Origin of the sequence: Rhodopseudomonas sp. BR0C11 (assembly GCF_010820945.1) — a bacterium.
Classification (GTDB): domain Bacteria; phylum Pseudomonadota; class Alphaproteobacteria; order Rhizobiales; family Xanthobacteraceae; genus Rhodopseudomonas; species Rhodopseudomonas palustris_H.
The window spans coordinates 1-3,185 of record NZ_QTKI01000492.1; the positions used below are offsets into that span (position 1 = coordinate 1).

Annotated in this window: 5 protein-coding genes; 2 read left to right on the forward strand and 3 right to left on the reverse strand. The window is 63.2% G+C overall.

Annotated elements, in window-relative coordinates:
• Nucleotides 1-71 precede the first annotated feature (71 nt).
• Both DYI24_RS23945 and DYI24_RS23950 read left to right on the forward strand, forming a co-directional pair.
• Complete coding sequence (locus DYI24_RS23945) at nt 72-362, forward strand: type II toxin-antitoxin system RelE/ParE family toxin (protein ID WP_164574099.1); 291 nt, start codon at nt 72-74, stop codon at nt 360-362.
• 9 nt (nt 363-371) lie between these two features.
• Nucleotides 372-695, forward strand: coding sequence for a HigA family addiction module antitoxin (locus DYI24_RS23950; protein ID WP_164574100.1), 324 nt, complete (start codon nt 372-374; stop codon nt 693-695).
• 169 nt (nt 696-864) lie between these two features.
• On the opposite strand, the gene DYI24_RS23955 is transcribed toward DYI24_RS23950, so the two are convergent.
• The 3 genes from DYI24_RS23955 to rpoD form a co-directional block, all read right to left on the reverse strand.
• Nucleotides 865-1,149 carry a type II toxin-antitoxin system RelE/ParE family toxin gene (locus DYI24_RS23955; protein ID WP_164574101.1) on the reverse strand — a complete coding sequence of 95 codons (285 nt, stop codon included), beginning with the start codon at nt 1,147-1,149 and terminating at the stop codon, nt 865-867.
• A 13-nt stretch (nt 1,150-1,162) separates the two neighbouring features.
• Nucleotides 1,163-1,441 carry a hypothetical protein gene (locus DYI24_RS23960; RefSeq protein WP_164574102.1) on the reverse strand — a complete coding sequence of 93 codons (279 nt, stop codon included), beginning with the start codon at nt 1,439-1,441 and terminating at the stop codon, nt 1,163-1,165.
• Nucleotides 1,442-1,512: 71 nt separating this feature from the next.
• Nucleotides 1,513-3,185 (reverse strand): RNA polymerase sigma factor RpoD (gene rpoD / locus DYI24_RS23965; RefSeq protein ID WP_164574103.1); only part of this gene is annotated, 1,673 nt, incomplete at its 5' end.

Sequence of the window (3,185 nt, forward strand, 5' to 3'; positions counted from 1 at the left end):
GATCGTATCTTTGCTTCGGACTGTAAAGCGTCGCTTTACAGAAGACGCCTCCGTCCTATATCTTTCTCTCCATGAGAATTCGGAATGTCCTGCACAAAGGGCTCCGGCGGCTCATCGAAGAGGATGATGCTGGCGGGGTTCAAGCGGCTATCGCGGACAAGCTGCGCCGCATGATTTCGTTTCTGCAGGACATGGAGCGGGAGGACGAACTCCGAACAGTCCCGAGCTGGAAGGCGCACAGGCTGACCGGGGATCGCAAGGGGACATGGAGTCTGTTCGTCACCAAGAACTGGCGGCTAACCTTCCAGATCGACAAGGATGGGATCGAGATCATCGATCTCGACTACGAGGACTACCATTAGGACGCTTTGATGAGACCGACGACGCGAACAAAGACCGACCTGCGCATGAAAAGCCCGGCACACCCCGGCAGCTTCGTGAAGCACGAGATCATCGAACCGCTCCGGCTGTCCGTCACCGAAGCCGCGAAGGTTTTGGGCGTCACCCGGCCGGCGCTGTCCGCGGTTCTGAACGAGCGCGCCTCGCTATCGTCCGAGATGGCGCTCCGCATCGAAAAGGCGTTCGGCGTGTCGATGGACACTCTGATGCGCATGCAGAACAGCTTCGATATCGCCGAGGCGCGCAAGCGCGCCGGCGATATCAAGATTGCGCGCTACGCGGGCACGGCGGAATAGCAGACCCGTAGGACGCATAAGCCGGAGGCGTCATGCGCCGCGGCGAAGATGATGGGTTGCGGGTTCGGCTAACTTGTCCTGTGGCGCTTGCCGAGTCAGTGCTGGTGTCGCCCTCACCCCAACCCTCTCCCGCAGGCGGGAGAGGGCGCGCGCTGCGGCTTGTGGTGACCTATGTGTCGCGCTGCTCGCGGCTGTGGAAGACGCGCAGGATGACGACGCCGTTGGCACCGTGGGCATAGCGAAGAACATAGGTCCCACCCATGACCGGAAGAACCAGCTCGCGAAAATCCCTATCACGGATCGGACGGCCAAATTCCGGGTAGTCGCTGAGGACTTCCGCACGCTTTAAAATTTCGACGCCGATGCGCCGGGCCAAGGCGGGATGATGATCCTGAAGAAAAGCCGCAAAGCGGTTCAGGTCGGCAAGCGCAGCCCTCGACCACGAGAGCTTCATGGCACAGGGCGCTTCATTTCACCGGAAACGGCTTGTAGTCCGGCGTGCCCCAAGTCTCGAGCCAGCGCGCGACCTGATCATGAGGGACCACTCCCTCTTCGCCGGACTGAATCGCCGCCCATTGCCGATCGAGCGCGGCGAGGTCTTCGACGGAAATTTCGACAGGACTGTCGGCAATCGCTGTCAGGCCAGCGACCACTTCGGCGACCGAGATGCCCTGCGCGTCGGCCCGTTCGCGAAGGCGGGTTGCGGTGATCTCGTCGACCTCGATCAGGTGCCGCTTCGATGCCATCGCTTGGCCTCGGCTTCATCAGGCGTGGAGGGTGGGCACGGCGCAACTGTGCCTTTGCCCACCCGCTCTCGTCAGTTATCCAGGAAGCTCCGCAGCTTCCGGCTCCGGCTCGGATGCTTCAGCTTGCGCAGCGCCTTGGCTTCAATCTGGCGGATACGCTCGCGGGTCACCGAGAACTGCTGGCCGACTTCTTCCAGCGTGTGGTCGGTGTTCATGCCGATGCCGAAGCGCATGCGCAGCACGCGTTCTTCGCGCGGGGTGAGCGAGGCGAGCACGCGCGTGGTGGTCTCGCGCAGGTTCGACTGGATCGCGGCGTCGATCGGCAGCACCGCGTTCTTGTCCTCGATGAAATCGCCGAGATGGCTGTCCTCTTCGTCACCCACCGGGGTTTCGAGCGACAGCGGCTCCTTGGCGATCTTCAGGACCTTGCGGACCTTCTCCAGCGGCATGCCGAGCTTCTCGGCGAGCTCTTCGGGGGTCGGCTCGCGGCCGATCTCGTTGAGCATCTGCCGCGAGGTGCGGACGATTTTGTTGATCGTCTCGATCATGTGCACCGGGATGCGGATGGTGCGGGCTTGGTCCGCAATGCTGCGGGTGATCGCCTGCCGGATCCACCAGGTGGCGTAGGTCGAGAACTTGTAGCCGCGGCGGTACTCGAACTTGTCGACCGCCTTCATCAGGCCGATGTTGCCTTCCTGAATGAGATCGAGGAACTGCAGGCCGCGGTTGGTGTACTTCTTGGCGATCGAGATCACGAGACGGAGGTTGGCCTCGACCATTTCCTTCTTGGCCTGCCGGGCTTCGCGCTCGCCCTTCTGCACCGAGTGCACGATCTTGCGGAATTCGCCGATCTCGAGGCCGGTCAGCGCCGCCATCGACTGCACTTCCTGGCGCAGGTCCTTGATCCGGTCCTTCTCGTGGTGGACGAAGTTCTTCCAGCCCTTGGCCGAGAGCTTCGACACCCGGTTGAGCCAGCGCGGATCGAGCTCCGAGCCCTGATAGTTGCGCAGGAAGTCGTCACGGGCGACGCCGTGGCTGTCGGCGAGCCGCATCAGGCGGCTCTCGAACGACACCAGCTTCTTGTTGATGTCGTAGAGCTGCTCGACCAGGCTGTCGATACGGGCCTGGTTGAGGCGCAGCGACTTCACCTCGACGATGATCTCGTCCTTCAGCTTCTTGTACTTGCGCTCTTGCGACGGCGACAGCTGCTCGTTCTGCAGCTGGTTGGCGATGTCCTGCTCCTGCAGCTTGCGCAGCTTCTTGTAGTTGTCGGCGATCTTGTCGAAGGTCTCGACCACCTTCGGCTTCAGCTCGGCCTCGATCGCGGCGAGCGACATCTGGTTCTCGAACTCGTCGTCGTCGCCGTCGCCCTCGGGCGCGCCTTCGCCCTCGCCTTCGGCCGGCGCGGCGCCGCGCTGCTGCGCGGGACGGAACGGGGTGGCGGACGGCGGAGCCGCCGGCGGCGCGACGTGCGCGGGCGCACCGCCCTCGCCTTCAGCCGCGGCTTCCTCACCGGGCTCGCCGATGTTGTTCTTGCCCTCAGGGCCGGCGTAGGTCGCTTCGAGATCGATGATGTCGCGAAGGAAGATCTTTCCTTCGTTGAGTTCGTCGCGCCAGATGATGATCGCCTGGAAGGTCAGCGGGCTTTCGCACAGGCCGGCGATCATCGCCTCGCGGCCGGCTTCGATCCGCTTGGCGATGGCGATTTCGCCCTCGCGCGACAGCAGCTCGACGGTGCCCATCT